We start from the raw sequence: 14,863 nt of genomic DNA on the forward strand, positions 1-14,863 counted from the left end.
CGTGGCCGGTCCGCCCGGCGCCGGCGTGGCGTGCGGGGCCGGTTCAGAAGGTGATGACCGTGGCGGCTTCGAGGGTGTGGCGGAGGAACTCGTCGCGGGCGACGCGCAGGCGCAGGCCGCGGCGGGTCAGTTCGGCCTCGGTGCCCTCGGCGCGGGCCGCGTTGACGCAGGCGGTGACGCGGACGCCGCTCGCGACCAGTGCGTCGATGCGCCGGTTGTAGACCTCGCCCGCCGCCGAGCCGCCGGGGCCGGTGAGGCGCCGCTGGGCCGGGCCGAAGCAGAAGACCTCGACCTCGCAGCCGTGGTCGGCGGCCACCTCGTGGACGCGCTGGGCCGCGCGCGTGCCCAGGGTGAGGGAGTCATCGTCGTCGTGGAACACGTGGAACACGGTCGTGGGCATCGGGCCAGCCTTCCGGTGCGCTGGAGGGGAGGTCACGCAGCCTAGGCCCGTCTCGGATCGCAAGACCGCACGTTTCGTATGGCGAGACGATCGGGAGGGGAGGGGGCCTGCCCCCGGGGCTCTGAGAGGATCGGGGCGTGAGCGGTGAGGTTGCGGATGGGTACGTGCGGGTGCGTCTCGACCTGGCGTACGACGGGCGGGAGTTCTCCGGGTGGGCCAGGCAGGAGGGGCTGCGGACGGTCCAGGGCGAGCTGGAGGAGGCGCTGCGGATCGTCACGCGCTCGGCGCGCGCCTTCGAGCTGACCGTGGCCGGGCGCACGGACGCCGGGGTGCACGCCAGGGGGCAGGTGGCGCACGTGGATCTGCCCGCCGGGGTGTGGGCCGAGCAGGGGGAGCAGCTGGTGCGGCGGCTGGCCGGGCGCCTGCCGCAGGACGTGCGGGTGTGGCGGGCGGAACGCGCCCCGGCGCACTTCGACGCCAGGTTCTCCGCGATCTGGCGCCGCTACGCCTACCGCGTCTGCGACCACCCCGGGGGCGTCGACCCGCTCCAGCGTGGCCATGTGCTGTGGCACAACTGGCCGCTTGACGTGGCGGCGATGAACGAGGCCGCGCGGCTGCTGCTGGGCGAGCACGACTTCGCGGCGTACTGCAAGCGGAGGGAGGGCGCCACCACGATCCGCACGCTGCAGGCGCTGAGCTGGGAGCGGCGGCCCGACGGGATCGTGGAGGGGCGGGTGCAGGCGGACGCCTTCTGCCACAACATGGTGCGCTCCCTGGTCGGCGCGCTGCTCTTCGTGGGCGACGGGCACCGGCCGCCGGACTGGCCGGCGAAGGTGCTGGGGGCGCGGGTGCGGGACTCGGCGGTGCACGTGGTGCGGCCGCACGGGCTGACCCTGGAGGAGGTGGCGTACCCGCCGCGGGACCGGCTCGCCGCGCGGAACCGGGAGGCGCGGCAGCGCCGTTCGCTCCCGGAGGCCGCGGGCTGAGCCGGGTCAGCCGTTGTTGCGGTTGCGCTCCTCGACGATCGCGCTGGCCGAGGCGGAGGCCTGGGCCTCGCCGCGGGCGATGATCCGGGAGAAGGCGTGGTCGTTGCCGTCCTGGGAGGCCTGCAGGGCGGGGGTGTTCTCGCCGCTGTCCGGGGTGCCGTCGCTGTTGCCCGCGATGGTGAAGTAGGCGTACCTGCCCACCTGGTTGGTGGTGATCCGGCAGCCGCCGTTCCCGCAGAAGTCGGGGGCGCCGCCGCCGGTGAGCGGCAGCAGGTTGACCTCGCCGTTCGCGTCGGCCGCCGTGCCGGCGTCCTCGCGGGCCGCCGCGGCCTCGTCCTCGCCGGGGAACTGGGCGACGCCGACGGTCACGGCGACCCCGTCGGCGGTGTAGGTCGCCCGCAGCAGGGTGGCGCAGTCGTGCTCCGTGAGCACCGCGGCGAGTTCGGAGGTGACGGCGTCGGCGCAGCCCTCGGTCGCGTCGCTGGCGGCCAGCGTGTACGTCCGCCCCTCGACCTCCATCGTGTCCCCGGCGAAGAAGGTGCCCGGTTCGAAGGGGGCGAGGTCCTTGTCGGCGTCCGAGATGAATTCCCGCGGCTCCGGCAGGGGCGGCAGCGTCGTCTCGGCGAAGCTCGGCCCGGCGTGGTCGCCGCTCTCCGAGGGGTCGGGCAGGGCGGTCGAGGAGCCGCCTGAGGCGCCCGCCTCGTCGTCGCCGCCCTGGCCCGCGATGACGAACGCCACCACGGTGCCTATCGCGACGGCGGCCAGCACCCCGCCGGTGATCAGCCACGCGCGCCTGCGGCCGCGTTGCCGCTCGGCGTCCGCCGCCAGCGCGTTCCAGTCGGGCTGCCCCTGCGATCCCGCGGGGACCCACCCCGATCCGCCGCCCTGCCCCTGACCCTGCCCAAAGCTCATGGCCGGATTTTATGCGCTGCCGCGGTGCCGGGGACCGCCCGTGGCCGGGCCGCGACGGGCTCGCGACGGCGCCGTGACGGGGGCGGCGGCGCAGGCGGTGGCGCGGGCGGCGGCGCGGGGCGTGCGGGCGGTCGTGCGGGGCGGCGCGGAGCGGTGGCGCGGGGTGTGCGAGGGTGGGGCGCGCAGGGGCGGGGGACCGGCGTGAGACGGCCGTTTTGACCCGGTCGCGGCCGGGGCGGTACCCTGCCTGGTCGAAATATAAAACTCTGCGTATGGCTTGCTCGATCTCACGTGAGGGGCCTTGCGCCGGTCCACCAGGATGGTCCGCCAGCGGCCAGCGCCCGGTTTGCGTCGCCGGAGCGCGGTCGTCACTGCCGTGATCGCCGGGTGGCCTTGTCAGGATCTCTCCACACTGAAGAAGCGAAGGCTACGACCCGTGCGTACGTACAGCCCCAAGCCCGGCGACATCCAGCGGCAGTGGCACGTCATCGACGCGTCCGACGTCGTTCTGGGCCGTCTGGCCTCCCAGGCCGCCTCCCTGCTGCGGGGCAAGCACAAGCCGGTGTACGCGCCGCACGTTGACACCGGTGACTTCGTCATCATCGTCAACGCCGACAAGGTGCACCTCTCCGGCAACAAGGCGACCCAGAAGCTGGCCTACCGGCACTCCGGTTACCCGGGCGGTCTGCGGTCCGTCCGCTACCAGGACCTGCTGGCCAAGAACCCGGAGAAGGCGGTGGAGAAGGCGGTCAAGGGCATGCTCCCGAAGAACAGCCTCGGCCGCCAGATGTTCTCCAAGCTGAAGGTCTACGCAGGCCCCGAGCACCCGCACGCCGCCCAGCGGCCGGTGCCGTTCGAGATCACCCAGGTCGCGCAGTAGTCCGGCCACCCCTAAGACGAAAGAGAATCTGAGGAGAATCGTGGCCGAGCCCACCCCTGAGTCCCTTGACGCCGAGGTCCCCGAGGTCGAGGAGTACACGACCGAGAGCGCGCCGGAGGAGTTCGAGGCCTCGCCCGAGACCGTCGCGGCCCGCTTCGGCGAGCCGCAGCCCGGCGCCGGCACCGGCCGGCGGAAGAACGCGATCGCCCGCGTGCGCATCCTGCCCGGCACCGGCAAGTGGAAGATCAACGGCCGCACCCTGGAGAACTACTTCCCCAACAAGGTGCACCAGCAGTCGGTCAACGAGCCGTTCAAGGTCCTCGAACTCGACGACCGCTACGACGTGGTCGCCCGCATCTCCGGCGGCGGCGTCTCCGGCCAGGCCGGCGCGCTGCGGCTGGGCGTGGCCCGCGCGCTGAACGAGGCGGACGTGGACAACAACCGCGGCCCGCTGAAGAAGGCCGGGTTCCTGACCCGCGACGCGCGTTCCGTGGAGCGGAAGAAGGCCGGTCTGAAGAAGGCCCGCAAGGGTACGCAGTACAGCAAGCGCTAATCGGGTACTTTTCGGCGCCCCGGCAGCACCTCCGTGCTGCCGGGGCGCTCGTTTTATAGGGTTTACGCGCCGGCGATTCTGCCGGAACTGGGCGGAAACTCGGAGGAAAAACAGTGGGAAGACTCTTCGGCACCGACGGCGTGCGGGGCGTCGCCAACGCGGATCTCACGGCCGAGATGGCCCTCGGCCTGTCGGTTGCCGCCGTCGGCGTGCTCGCGGCCCCCTCGGGCGACGGCCCGGCGCGACGGCCGGTCGCCGTCGTCGGGCGCGACCCGCGGGCGTCCGGGGAGTTCCTGGAGGCGGCCGTGGTGGCGGGGCTCGCCAGCGCGGGCGTGGACGTGCTGCGGGTGGGCGTGCTGCCGACCCCCGCCGTCGCCTACCTGACCGGCGCGCTCGGCGCGGACTTCGGCGTGATGCTCTCGGCCAGCCACAACCCGATGCCGGACAACGGCGTCAAGTTCTTCGCCCGCGGCGGGCACAAGCTGGCCGACGAGTTGGAGGACCGGATCGAGGCGGCGTACCGCGAGCACGCCGCGGGCGAGCCCTGGGACCGGCCGGTCGGCGCCGGGGTGGGCCGGGTCACCGACTACGGCGAGGGCTTCGACATGTACGTCTCCCACCTGGTGAGCGCGCTGCCCAACCGGCTGGACGGCCTGCGGGTCGTCATCGACGCCGCGCACGGCGCCGCCTCCCGGGTGGCCCCCGAGGCATTCGCCAGGGCCGGCGCCGAGGTGGTCACGATCGGCGCCGAGCCGGACGGGCTCAACATCAACGACGGCTACGGCACGATGCACCTGGACGCGCTGCGCGGCGCGGTGGTGGCCGAGGGCGCCGACCTGGGCATCGCCGTGGACGGGGACGCCGACCGGTGCCTGGCGGCCGACCGCGAGGGCCGGGAGATCGACGGGGATCAGATCCTGGCGGTGCTCGGCCTCGCGATGCGGGAGGCCGGGCGGCTCGCCCACGACACGGTCGTCGCCACCGTGATGTCGAACCTCGGCTTCACGCTGGCCATGGAGCGCGAGGGCGTGCGGCTGAAGCACACCGCGGTCGGCGACCGCTACGTGCTGGAGGAGATGAAGCGCGGCGGCTACTCGCTCGGCGGGGAACAGTCGGGCCACGTGATCGTCCTCGACCACGCCACGACCGGCGACGGCACCCTCACCGGGCTGCTGCTCGCCGCCAGGGTGGCCGCCACCCGCCGCCCGCTCTCCGAGCTGGCCGCCGTGATGGAGCGGCTGCCGCAGGTGCTGATCAACGTGCCCGACGTCGACAAGAGCCGGGTCTCCGAGTCGCGGGAGCTCGCGGAGGCCGTCGCGGAGGCGGAGCGGCAGCTCGGCGAGACCGGGCGGGTGCTGCTGCGGCCCTCGGGCACCGAGCCCCTCGTGCGCGTGATGGTGGAGGCGGCCGACGCGGCCCAGGCGGGCACCGTGGCCGCCGGTCTCGCGGACGCGGTCAAGTCGGCGCTCGGCTGAGCCCGCAGGACCCGGGGCGTCCGGCGGGGGCGTTCGGCGGGCGGGAGGGGCGTTCGGCGGGCGCGTTCGGCGCGAGACGCACGGCGCGCGTTCACAGCGCGCGCAGGCGCACGCGCCGCACGGCGTGGTCGCCCCCCTTCTGCAGGACGAGCGTGGCCCGGGCCCTGGTCGGGGCGATGTTCTCCACCAGGTTCGGCTCGTTGATGGTCCGCCAGTTCTCCAGGGCGTAGGCCAGGGCCTCCTCCTCCGGGAGGGCGGCGTACGTGCTGAAGTACGACTGCGGGTCACGGAAGGCGGTGGCCCGCAGCGCGCGGAACCGGTCGAGGTACCAGGTCCGGATGTCGGCGGTCCTGGCGTCGACGTAGATCGAGAAGTCGAAGTAGTCGGCCAGGCCCACCCGGCCGGGCGGCGCGGCCTGCAGCACGTTGAGCCCCTCCACGATCAGCACGTCGGGGCGGCGCACGGTGAGCGTCTCGCCGGGGACGATGTCGTAGGTCAGGTGGGAGTAGACGGGGGCGCGCACCGTCTCGCGGCCCGCCTTGACCTCCGCGACGAAGCGGGTGAGCGCCCGCCGGTCGTAGGACTCGGGGAAGCCCTTGCGGCGCATCAGGCCGCGGCGGGCCAGCTCGGCGTTCGGCAGCAGGAAGCCGTCGGTGGTGACCAGCTCCACGCGCGGGTGCTCGGGCCAGCGGGCGAGCAGCGCGCGCAGCAGCCGGGAGACGGTGGACTTGCCCACGGCGACGCTGCCGGCGATGCCGATGACGAACGGGCTCGGCGGCCTCGCGGCGGCGGGGCCGAGGAAGGCGGCGAGGGCGCCGCGCAGCCGGTGGGTGGCGCCGACGTGGAGGTTGAGCAGCCGGGAGAGCGGCAGGTAGACCTCGCGGACCTCGTCGAGGCCGATGACGTCCCCGAGGCTGCGCAGCCCGTCAAGCTCCTGCGCGGTCAGCGGGAGCGGGGTCCGCTCGCGCAGGGCGCTCCACTCCTCGCGGCCCAGGTCGAGAAACGGGGTGGGGCTCGCCTGGGCGCGGGTGGACGCGGCCCCGGGGGCGGGTTTCCCGGCCGGTTCCCGAGCCGGTTGGGGGGCGGATTCCGGGGACGGCTCGGGGCCGGCGGACCGGTGGAGCGAGGTGGACACCCGGACATTCTCCGCCCCCGGCTAGTCTGCCCGCATGTGCGGGATGGTCGGTTACGTAGGAGTCCAGTCGGCCCTCGACGCGGTGCTGGAGGGGCTCGGCCGGCTGGCCGGGCCGGGCGCGGGCCCCGGGGCGGGCCCAGGAGCGGCGGAGGGGCCCAACACGGCGGCGGCCGTGGGCAGTTCCGGGGTCGCCGTGCTCGCGGACGGCGGCCTCGCGGCGGCCGGGGCGTGCGGGGGGCTGCCGAAGTTGCGCGAGGCGCTGCGCGGGCGCCCGCTGCCGACCGGGGCGTGCGCCGTCGGCCGGCTGGGTGGCGCGGCGGGCGCGCACTCCGCCCAGGGCGCGCCGGAGGCGGCGCCGCGGCTGGATGCCTCGGGCCGGGTCGCCGTGGTGCACGACGGCGGCCTGGACAACCGCGGCGAATTGCGCGCCGAGCTGGCCGCGCGGGGCCACGGCCTGGTCTCGGAGGCGGACGCCGAGGTGGTGGCCCACCTGCTGGCCGAGGCCTTCTCCTCCTGCGTGGAGCTCGGCGAGGCGATGCGGCAGGTGTGCCGCTCGCTGCGCGGCAGCTTCTCCCTGCTCGCGGTGCACGCCGACCAGCCCGACGCGGTGGTGGGCGCCTGCCGCGGGGCGCCGCTCGCGGTGGGGGTGGGCGAGGGGGAGTCCTACCTCGCCTCCGACCCGGCGGCCTTCGGCGGACAGGCCACGCGCGAGGTGCTGCGGCTCGGCGGAGAGGCCGGGGTGGTGGTGCTGCGGCGCGACCACCCGGAGGCGGACGAGGTGCGGTGCGAGGTCACCGACCTGGACGGGGGAGTGGTGCGGGCGTGATCGTCGGTGTGGGGATCGACGTGGCGGAGATCGACCGCTTTGCGCGCTCCCTGGAGCGCACGCCCGAGCTCGCGGACCGGCTCTTCGTGCCGGCCGAGCTGCTGCTGCCGGGCGGGGAGCGGCGGGGGGTGGCCTCGCTGGCGGCCAGGTTCGCGGCGAAGGAGGCGGTCGCCAAGGCGCTGGGGGCGCCGGGCGGGCTGCGCTGGAGGGACGCGGAGATCCGCCAGGAGGACTCGGGACGGCCGCGCCTGGAGGTGCGCGGCACCGTGGCGGCCCGCGCGGCCGAACTCGGCGTCCTGGCCTGGCACGTCTCCCTGAGCCACGACGCGGGGGTGGCCTCCGCGGTGGTCATCGCGGAGGGCTGAGCGGCCCGGCGCTCCGAGACGGCGTGCCCGGAAGTTCCCCGTTCGCGCCGAGATCATCCCAAGGAGTGAAAGAACTCGTGACGGCGTGCGCAGGACTGGTGTCCCAGGGCAATCTGCCAACGGGGTGACGAGCCCGGACGTAACCTGGCGAGACCGAGAGGGAGGATGACGGTGACAGCGATGGCCGCCGAGCCCATGAGTGAACCGAAGAACCGCCCGACTGACCTCGACCCCGTGGAACTGCTGGCTGCGTACGAAGCGGCGGCTCCCGCGCCCCTTCGGCACGAGTACTACGAGGGGGCATTGCTTGTGACGCCGTATCCGGACCGCCCGCACAATCGGGCGATCAGGCTGCTGGTCGGCCAGTTCGAGGCCGCGGGCTTCGACCACGTCGGCTTCGGGGAGGGCTTCCGCTTCCCCCCTCGGGAAAAGCTCAAGGCTTCCCTGGCCGTGCCCGACTTCAACGTGCTGCACCGCGAACCGACCGACCTCGACGAGCAGTTCCGCCGGGCGAACGGCGGCTGGTACTCCTCCGAACTGCTCGCGCTGGTGGGCGAGGTCACCTCGACCAACCACGAGTTCGACACCGGCCCCAAGTTCCGCACCTACGCCGCCTCCGGGGTCCCGGTGTACGTGGTGATCCACCGGCAGGAGGGCAAGGCGTACGCGTACCGCGAGCCGGTGCCGGGCGAGGCGCGCTACGAGGCCGTCGAGGAGGTGAAGCTGGGCGACATGCTGCCGCTGCCCGCGCCCTATCCCTCGCTCGACACCTCCGTGGCGCTCAGCAGCTGATCCCACACCTCGGGCAGGGCCGCGGTGACCGTCGTGGCGGTGGCGGGAGTGGGCGCCAGGCGGCCGGCAAGGCCGTGCAGGTAGGCGCCGGTGGCCGCGGCCTGCACCGGCGCGAGGCCCGCCGCGAGCAGGGAGCCCACGAGGCCGGAGAGCACGTCCCCGCTGCCGGCCGTGGCCAGCCAGGGCGTCCCCGTCGGGTTGACGTGCACCGGGCCGCCGCCCGGGGCGGCGATCAGGGTGGTCGAGCCCTTCAGCAGCACGACGGCACCGAAGCGTTCCGCCAGCTTCCGCACCGAGCCCAGCCGGGACGCCTCCACCCCGGCGCGGTCCCCGCCGAGCAGGGCCGCCGCCTCGCCCGCGTGCGGGGTGAGGACCGTGGCCGCGCGGCGTGCCCTGACCCGCTCCGGATCGAGCCCGCGCAGCCCGTCGGCGTCGATCAGCACCGGCACCTCGGCCGCCAGCACGTCGTCCACCGTCGCCCGCGCGTTCGGGTCGTCGCCCACGCCCGGGCCGACCACCCAGGACTGCACCCGCCCGGCCCGGCTCGGCGGCCCCGCGGAGACCAGCGTCTCCGGGTAGCGGGCCAGCACCCCCGCCCCCGCCGGGCCCGCGTACCGCACCGCGCCCGCGCCGCCGCACAGCGCCCCGCCGACCGCGAGCACGGCGGCGCCCGGGTACCGCTCCGAGCCGGCCGCGACGCCCACCACCCCGCGCCGGTACTTGTCGCTCTCCGCCGCCGGGCGCGGCAGCAGCGCCGCCACGTCGGCCGCCTCCAGGGCCACGAGGTCGGGCTCGGCCGGGAGTTCGGGCCTGAGCCCGATGTCCACCAGGCGCACCTCGCCCGCGAACTCCCGGGCGGGGTCCACCAGCAGCCCCGGCTTGCAGGCGCCGAAGGTGACGGTCAGCGTGGCCCGGAGGGCCGCCCCGTGCACCTCGCCGGTGTCCGCGTCCACGCCGCTCGGCAGGTCGACGGCCACCACCGGGGGCCCCTCCTCGCCCGCGCGGTCGAGCAGTTCGGCCAGCTCCGCGGCCCCGGGCCGCAGGCCGCCGCGCCCGCCGATGCCCGTGATGCCGTCCACGACCAGGTCCGCCCGGCCCAGCACCCCCTCCGCCGCGTCGGCCCCGGCCGTTCTGCCGCCCGCCGCGCGCAGCGCCGCGAGCCCGGCCGGGTGCGCCCGCTCCGGGTTCAGCAGCAGGGCCGTGACGCCCACCCCGCGGCGGGCGAGGCGGGCCCCCGCGAACAGGGCGTCGCCGCCGTTGTCGCCGCTGCCGACCAGCAGGGCGACGCGCCGCGGCCGCCCGCCGGGCAGCAGCCGGGCGCAGGCCGCGGCAAGTCCCGCGGCGGCCCGCGCCATCAGGGCGCCCTCCGGCAGACTGGCCAGCAGCACCCGCTCGGCCGCGCGAACGGTCTCCACTCGGTACGCACTCCTCATGGACCCAAGTCTGGCCCGAGCCTTCGCGGGCGGCCCGCCGTGGGGCGAGGATGGTGCCGGGGCGAAGGCCGTCACCGCGAAACCCTGCTGCGACACTGGGAAGCAATGAACGATCCTGCACCGCCGGAAGACTGGCGTCTCCGGGCCGACATCGACCTCGCCGCGCTGCGCGGAAACGTCCGGGCGCTGCGCCGGCGGCTGGCGCCCGGGGCCGCGTTGATGGCCGTGGTCAAGGCCGATGCCTACGGCCACGGCCTCCTCCCGTGTGCCCGCGCCGCCCGTGAGGCCGGGGCCGCCTGGATCGGCACCGCCACCCCCGAGGAGGCCCTGGCGCTGCGCGCCGCGGGGGACACCGGCCGGGTGCTGTGCTGGCTGTGGGTGCCAGGCGGGCCCTGGCGGCGCGCCGTCGAGGCCGGGGTGGACATCTCCGTCAGCGGCCGGTGGGCCCTGACCGAGGCGGTGGCCGCCGCCCGCGCGGCGGGCCGGCCGGCGCGCATTCACCTGAAGGTGGACACCGGGCTCGGCCGCAACGGCTGCCCGCCGGCCGACTGGCCGGACCTGGTCGCGGCGGCCCGGGCCGCCGAGGCGTCGGGCGCCGTGCGGGTGACCGGCCTGTGGTCGCACTTCGCCTGCGCCGACGAGCCGGGGCACCCCTCGATCGCCGCCCAGCAGCGGGCGTTCGCCGACGCCCTGGCCGTGGCGGCCCGGGCCGGGCTCGACCCCGAGGTGCGGCACTTCGCCAACTCGCCCGCCACCCTGACCCTGCCCGAGGCGCACTACGATCTGGTGCGCACCGGCGTCGCCGTCTACGGCCTCTCGCCCTCGCCCGAGGTCGGCACCCCGGAGGACTTCGGGCTGCGGCCCGTGATGACGCTGCGGGCCAGGCTGGCCGCCGTCAAGCGGGTGCCCGGCGGGCACGGCGTCAGCTACGGCCACCGCTACGTCACCCCGGGGGAGACCACGCTGGCGCTGGTGCCCGCCGGTTATGCCGACGGCGTGCCGCGGCACGCCTCGGGCGGCGGGCCCGTGCTGGTCGCGGGCAAGCTGCGGATGATCGCCGGGCGGGTGGCGATGGACCAGTTCGTGGTCGACCTCGGCGGGGACAGCGCGTGCGTCGGCGACGAGGCGGTGCTGTTCGGCCCGGGCGACCGGGGCGAGCCGACCGCGGAGGACTGGGCGCGCGCCGCCGGGACCATCGGCTACGAGATCGTCACCCGCATCGGGCCGCGGGTGACGCGGCACTATTTGGGCGAGACCCCGCCCGCCGCGGAGGCGGCCGGCCCCAAGGGAGGGCAGGCGCGGTGAGCTGGCCGCGGCGGCTGGGGATCGCGGGGGTGGCGCTCGGCGCGATCGCCACCACGGTGGCCGTGGAGCGGCTGACGGTGAGCCGCTCGGTGCGCCGCCAGGCCAGGCTGGCCCTGGACACCGCGGGCCCCTACGGCACGCTGCGCGGCACCGCCGGGTGGGCGCGCGCCGAGGACGGCACGCAGCTGTACTACGAGACCGACGAGCCGGCCGGGCCCGAGGGGCTGGCCGCCGCCGAGGCGGCCGCGCTCCCGCCGGGCGGCCAGGGGCCGGCGGGCGGGGGCGAGGAGCCGGTGACCGTGGTCTTCAGCCACGGCTACTGCCTCAGCCAGGACGTGTGGCACTTCCAGCGGGCCGCGCTGCGCGGCGCGGCCAGGGCCGTGTACTGGGACCAGCGCAGCCACGGCCGTTCCGAACGCGGCCGGGCCCAGCGGGAGGCGAAGGAGCCGGTCACCATCGACCAGCTCGGCCGCGACCTGAAGGCCGTCCTCGACGTGGCCGCGCCGCGCGGGCCCGTGGTGCTCGTGGGCCACTCCATGGGCGGGATGACGGTGATGGCGCTCGCCGAGCAGTTCCCCGGGTACGTGGCCGAGCGGGTGGCCGGGATCGCGTTCCTCGGCGCCTCGGCCGGGGGGCTCACCGAGGTGACGTACGGGATGCCGGCGCCCGTCCACTGGGCGGCGCGCAAGGCGCTGCCGGGGGTGCTCCGGGCGCTCGGCTCGCAGGTGGAGCTCGTGGAGCGCGGCAGGCGCGCGCTCGGCGACCTGTACGCCGGGCTGATACGGCGTTACTCCTTCGGCGTGCCGGCGGATGTGGACGCCGGGGTGGCGCGGTTCGCGGAACGGCTCATCGAGTCGGTGCCGATCGACGTGGTGGCCGACTTCTACCCGGCGGTCAGCGCGCACGACAAGCCGGGGGCCCTCGCCGTGCTGAACCGGCTCGCCGCCCGGCTGCCGGTGCTGGTGCTGACCGGGGACCGGGACGAGATGACGCCGCTGGCGCACAGCGAGCGGATCGCCGCCGAACTGGAGTCCGCGGAGCTCGTGGTGGTGCCGGGCGCGGGCCACCTGCTGCTGCTCGAGGCCCCGGGGGTGGTCAACGAACAGCTGGCCAGGCTGCTGGCGCGTAGCATCCAGTCCCATGAATGAGCTCTCTGCGGGCGTCGCGCTCACGGTGCCGGGGCCGGAGCGGATGCGGGACCTCGGCAGGCGCCTGGCGGCCCTGCTGGCACCCGGCGACCTGGTCCTCCTCACGGGTGAGCTCGGCGCCGGCAAGACGACGCTGACCAGGGGGATCGGCGAGGGGCTCGGGGTGCGCGGGGCGGTCACCTCGCCGACCTTCGTCATCGCCCGCGTGCATCCGCCGCTGGCCGGGGGGCCGCCGCTGGTCCACGTGGACGCCTACCGGCTCGCCGGGGGCCTGGAGGAGATGGAGGACCTCGACCTGGACGTGGCGCTGCCCGACTCCGTGGTGGTCGTCGAGTGGGGCGAGGGCCGGGTCGAGGAGCTGTCCGAGGACCGGCTGCACGTCACCATCCACCGCAGCACGGGCACCGGCGGCCCCTCGGGGGAGCAGGCGGGGAGCGGGGATGCCCGGGGCCCGGTGGGGGAGAACGGAATTCCGGAGGAGGACGTGCGCCAGGTGACCGTGCGGGGCGTCGGCGCGCGCTGGCGGGGCGTGGCCTTCCCCGCCCTGCCGGCCACGGCCTGAGGCCCGGGGCGGCCCCGGGCCCGGGCAGCGGGGCCCGCGCGGCGCCGCCTCAGGACACGACGACGACCGTCGTGCCCTCGGAGGCGAAGTCCCAGGTGGCCGAGCCGTCCTCGCGGGTCTGCCGGATGCCGCCGGTGCGCTGCTCGGCGTTCGGGTCGGGGGCCGAGCCGTCGAGGGCGGCGGAGAAGCCGAAGACGACGCCCTCGGGGTTCGTGTCGAACACCACCGAGTGCTCGATGGGCACGCCGTCGGAGCCGGTGCCCTGCTCGGTCCGCGAGGAGACGTGGTACTCGCCGGGCTCCGGGCTGACCGAGCTGGGGAAGACCTCGAAGGTTCCGGCGACCGCCTCGCCGGTGCCGTCCTCGCTCTCCTCGACGAGCCAGACCCGCTGTTGCCCGAGCGAGTAGACGACGCGCCTGCCCTCTCCCGAGTCGGCGGGCAGCGCCGGCTCCTCGCCGGCCTCGCCCCCGCTGCCGTCGCCCTCGGCGCTCGGCGAGGCCGAGTCGGAGGGCGGCGTGGCGGGGCCCGCGGCCGGCTCGTCCGCCCCCGACGCCTGGTAGGCGAAGAAGGCGACGACGGCGAGCGCGGAGGCGGTCAGGACGGTGACGAAGACACCGGAACCCGAGCCTGACTGATGGCGCGCCACGGTTCTGCTGCCGCCTTTCTCCGGGTGCTCTCCAGGGACGTGCGCGGGGCCGGCGGCTCACCGGCCGGCCCCCGCGGCCCTGCGGCCGGTCGCGGCGCCGGCCTCGGGGGGCGCGGGGGCCGTCCGCGGGTTTTCCGCCGACGCTACCAGGCGGCCGGGTGCCCGCGGGGGAGCCGTACCCTTGCTCCCGTGCTGTTGCTTGCGCTCGACACCGCGACCCCCGCCGTCACCGTCGCCCTGCACGACGGGGAGCGGGTGCTGGCCTCCTCGGGCGAGGTCGACGCCAGACGGCACGGGGAGCTGCTGCTCGTGGCCGTGGACCGGGTGCTCGGCGAGGCGGGGCGCCCGCTGAGGGAGGTGACCGCGCTGGTCGTGGGCACCGGCCCCGGTCCCTACACGGGGCTGCGGGTGGGCCTGGCCACGGCCCAGGCCATCGGTGCGGCCAGGGGGCTGCCGGTGTACGGCCTGTGCACGCTGGACGGCCTCGCGTACGCCACCGGGCTCGGGGAGCCGTTCGTGGTGGCGGCGGACGCCCGCAGGAAAGAGGTCTACTGGGCCCGTTACGCGGACTTCCGCACCCGGACCTCGGGGCCCGCGGTCGACCGGCCCGGCGAGCTGCCGGCCGAGGTCGCGGCGCTGCCCGCGGCGGGCGCCGGGGCGCGGCTGTACCCGGAGTTCTTCCCGGGGCTGCGCGCGGACCTGCCGGAGCACGTGGCGGCCGGGGCGCTGGCCGCGCTGGCGGCCGAGCGCCTGGCCGCGGGGGAGGAACTGCCGCCGCCGCGCCCGCGGTACCTGCGGCGCCCGGACGCGAAGGTGCCCACCGGCTACAAGGCGGTCACCCGCGGATGACGGCAGGGGCGGCGGGCGGCGCGGTGGCGCTGCGCGAGATGCGCTGGTGGGACATCGACGCCGTGCTGGGACTCGAGGCCGAGCTCTTTCCCGAGGACGCCTGGTCGGCCGGGATGTTCTGGTCGGAGCTGGCCGGGGCGCGCGGGCCGCGGCGCAGCCGCGCGTACCTGGTGGCCGAGCGGGAGGGCGGCGGGCTCGCGGGCTACGGGGGCCTCGGGGCGGCCGGCGGGACGGGGGACGTGATGACCCTGGGGGTCACGCGGGCGTACCAGGGCACCGGGCTCGGGGCGCGGCTGCTTGCGGCGCTGCTCGACGCGGCGGCGGGCTTCGGCTGTCACGAGGTGCTGCTCGAAGTGCGGATGGACAACGAGCGGGCGCAGCGGCTGTACACCCGGTTCGGCTTCCGGCCCGTCGGCATCCGCCGCGGCTACTACCAGCCGGGCGGCCAGGACGCTTTGGTGATGCGCCTGGAGCTGCCGCCCGGCGGCCGGGAAGGTCACCGGGGGAGCCCCCCGGAAGGCGGCGGCGAACGTCACAGGGAACGTCACAGGGAACATCGCAGGGAACGTCACAAGGAAAGCGGCAGGGAATGAAGC

General features: G+C 75.9%; 17 protein-coding genes. 12 read left to right on the forward strand and 5 right to left on the reverse strand.

What is annotated here, in order from left to right; all coding sequences use genetic code 11:
• Window positions 1–43 precede the first annotated feature (43 nt).
• A complete protein-coding gene (locus D7294_RS00785; RefSeq protein WP_120674320.1) occupies window positions 44–400 on the reverse strand; it encodes a DsrE family protein in 357 nt (118 codons plus the stop codon).
• Between the two features lie 137 nt (window positions 401–537).
• On the opposite strand from D7294_RS00785, the gene truA reads away from it, so the two are divergent.
• A complete protein-coding gene (gene truA / locus D7294_RS00790; protein WP_120674322.1) occupies window positions 538–1,386 on the forward strand; it encodes a tRNA pseudouridine(38-40) synthase TruA in 849 nt (282 codons plus the stop codon).
• A 6-nt stretch (window positions 1,387–1,392) separates the two neighbouring features.
• Here truA and D7294_RS00795 read toward each other — a convergent pair whose 3' ends face one another.
• Window positions 1,393–2,298 (reverse strand): hypothetical protein, encoded by a 906-nt coding sequence (locus D7294_RS00795; RefSeq protein ID WP_120674324.1) that lies wholly within the window; start codon window positions 2,296–2,298, stop codon window positions 1,393–1,395.
• A 436-nt stretch (window positions 2,299–2,734) separates the two neighbouring features.
• Here D7294_RS00795 and rplM point away from each other — a divergent pair, with 436 nt between their 5' ends.
• From rplM to glmM, 3 genes are all read left to right on the forward strand, one after another.
• The gene (gene rplM, locus D7294_RS00805) at window positions 2,735–3,178 is read left to right on the forward strand and encodes a 50S ribosomal protein L13 (protein WP_120674326.1); all 444 of its coding nucleotides are present in this window, start codon (window positions 2,735–2,737) and stop codon (window positions 3,176–3,178) included.
• Between the two features lie 40 nt (window positions 3,179–3,218).
• A complete protein-coding gene (rpsI, locus tag D7294_RS00810; RefSeq protein WP_120674328.1) occupies window positions 3,219–3,731 on the forward strand; it encodes a 30S ribosomal protein S9 in 513 nt (170 codons plus the stop codon).
• A 113-nt stretch (window positions 3,732–3,844) separates the two neighbouring features.
• Entirely contained in the window at window positions 3,845–5,206 is a 1,362-nt protein-coding gene (gene glmM, locus D7294_RS00815) for a phosphoglucosamine mutase (protein WP_120674330.1), read from the forward strand.
• A 91-nt stretch (window positions 5,207–5,297) separates the two neighbouring features.
• On the opposite strand, the gene coaA is transcribed toward glmM, so the two are convergent.
• Complete coding sequence (coaA, locus tag D7294_RS00820; protein WP_120674332.1) at window positions 5,298–6,341, reverse strand: type I pantothenate kinase; 1,044 nt, start codon at window positions 6,339–6,341, stop codon at window positions 5,298–5,300.
• A gap of 34 nt (window positions 6,342–6,375) precedes the next feature.
• Here coaA and D7294_RS00825 point away from each other — a divergent pair, with 34 nt between their 5' ends.
• The 3 genes from D7294_RS00825 to D7294_RS00835 all read left to right on the forward strand — a co-directional run bounded on the left by D7294_RS00825 (window position 6,376) and on the right by D7294_RS00835 (window position 8,324).
• Window positions 6,376–7,167: a glutamine--fructose-6-phosphate aminotransferase gene (locus D7294_RS00825; RefSeq protein ID WP_120674334.1), complete on the forward strand. Its 792-nt coding sequence runs from the start codon at window positions 6,376–6,378 to the stop codon at window positions 7,165–7,167.
• Entirely contained in the window at window positions 7,164–7,532 is a 369-nt protein-coding gene (locus tag D7294_RS00830) for a holo-ACP synthase (RefSeq protein WP_120674336.1), read from the forward strand. The genes D7294_RS00825 and D7294_RS00830 overlap by 4 nt, the downstream gene beginning before the upstream one ends.
• Window positions 7,533–7,712: 180 nt before the next feature.
• The gene (locus D7294_RS00835; RefSeq protein WP_120674338.1) at window positions 7,713–8,324 is read left to right on the forward strand and encodes a Uma2 family endonuclease; all 612 of its coding nucleotides are present in this window, start codon (window positions 7,713–7,715) and stop codon (window positions 8,322–8,324) included.
• On the opposite strand, the gene D7294_RS00840 is transcribed toward D7294_RS00835, so the two are convergent.
• On the reverse strand, window positions 8,285–9,757 hold the full coding sequence (locus tag D7294_RS00840) for an NAD(P)H-hydrate dehydratase (protein WP_120674340.1): 1,473 nt from the start codon (window positions 9,755–9,757) through the stop codon (window positions 8,285–8,287). The genes D7294_RS00835 and D7294_RS00840 overlap by 40 nt on opposite strands.
• 105 nt (window positions 9,758–9,862) lie before the next feature.
• Between D7294_RS00840 and alr the strand changes: the two genes are divergently transcribed.
• From alr to tsaE, 3 genes are read left to right on the forward strand one after another with little or no spacing between them, the layout of a single operon-like run.
• Window positions 9,863–11,062: an alanine racemase gene (gene alr / locus D7294_RS00845; RefSeq protein WP_241562005.1), complete on the forward strand. Its 1,200-nt coding sequence runs from the start codon at window positions 9,863–9,865 to the stop codon at window positions 11,060–11,062.
• Complete coding sequence (locus tag D7294_RS00850) at window positions 11,059–12,210, forward strand: alpha/beta fold hydrolase (RefSeq protein WP_241562006.1); 1,152 nt, start codon at window positions 11,059–11,061, stop codon at window positions 12,208–12,210. The genes alr and D7294_RS00850 overlap by 4 nt, the downstream gene beginning before the upstream one ends.
• A complete protein-coding gene (tsaE, locus tag D7294_RS00855; protein ID WP_241562007.1) occupies window positions 12,203–12,772 on the forward strand; it encodes a tRNA (adenosine(37)-N6)-threonylcarbamoyltransferase complex ATPase subunit type 1 TsaE in 570 nt (189 codons plus the stop codon). The genes D7294_RS00850 and tsaE overlap by 8 nt, the downstream gene beginning before the upstream one ends.
• A 49-nt stretch (window positions 12,773–12,821) precedes the next feature.
• On the opposite strand, the gene D7294_RS00860 is transcribed toward tsaE, so the two are convergent.
• Entirely contained in the window at window positions 12,822–13,418 is a 597-nt protein-coding gene (locus D7294_RS00860; protein WP_174248235.1) for a hypothetical protein, read from the reverse strand.
• Between the two features lie 189 nt (window positions 13,419–13,607).
• On the opposite strand from D7294_RS00860, the gene tsaB reads away from it, so the two are divergent.
• Both tsaB and rimI read left to right on the forward strand, forming a co-directional pair.
• On the forward strand, window positions 13,608–14,267 hold the full coding sequence (gene tsaB, locus D7294_RS00865) for a tRNA (adenosine(37)-N6)-threonylcarbamoyltransferase complex dimerization subunit type 1 TsaB (protein ID WP_120674344.1): 660 nt from the start codon (window positions 13,608–13,610) through the stop codon (window positions 14,265–14,267).
• Window positions 14,264–14,860 carry a ribosomal protein S18-alanine N-acetyltransferase gene (rimI, locus tag D7294_RS00870; protein ID WP_120674346.1) on the forward strand — a complete coding sequence of 199 codons (597 nt, stop codon included), beginning with the start codon at window positions 14,264–14,266 and terminating at the stop codon, window positions 14,858–14,860. Before tsaB ends, rimI begins: the two co-directional genes overlap by 4 nt.
• Window positions 14,861–14,863 lie beyond the last annotated feature (3 nt).

Source organism: Streptomyces hoynatensis (assembly GCF_003626535.1).
Classification (GTDB): Bacteria; Actinomycetota; Actinomycetes; order Streptomycetales; family Streptomycetaceae; genus Streptomyces; species Streptomyces hoynatensis.